This window comes from Saccharothrix sp. ST-888, assembly GCF_000955975.1.
Classification (GTDB): Bacteria; Actinomycetota; Actinomycetes; order Streptomycetales; family Streptomycetaceae; genus Kitasatospora.
The window spans coordinates 1-420 of the sequence record NZ_JYJF01000387.1 but is presented as its reverse complement, the minus strand read 5'-3'; the positions used below and the strand labels follow the sequence as shown (position 1 = coordinate 420).

The 420-nt window shown below is 70.5% G+C and carries 1 pseudogene; it reads left to right on the top strand.

Annotated elements, in window-relative coordinates:
* Positions 1-420 (top strand): annotated as a pseudogene (locus tag UK12_RS41975) (hypothetical protein); the annotation flags it as partial.

Sequence of the window (420 nt, the reverse complement as noted above, 5' to 3'; positions counted from 1 at the left end):
CGGGAGGCGCTCGCGCAGCCGGGTGAGCTGGTACGCCCGCAAGTGGAACCTCTGCAACGAGGTCTTCGGCGTGATCCGCACCGACGTGCTGCGCAAGACCCGGCTGCTCGGGCCGTTCCTGTCCAGCGACGTGCGGATGCTGCACGAGCTGGCGCTGCGCGGCGAGTTCATCCAGGTGCCGCAGCGGCTGTTCTTCCGCCGGATGCACGCGACCAACACGTTCGGCGCCCAGCGCGACACCGACGAGGTGCTCGAGTGGCTGGAGCCTGGCGCGGCGAAGGGCAAGAGCCGCAAGCGCAAGCCGGCCTCCGACCAGAGCCACCACACCCGGATGACCTGGGAGATCACCAAGGCGCTGCTCAGCAACGAGCTGCCGGTGACGGAGCGGGCCGCCGCGACCGGGGCGTTCCTCACCTCGTG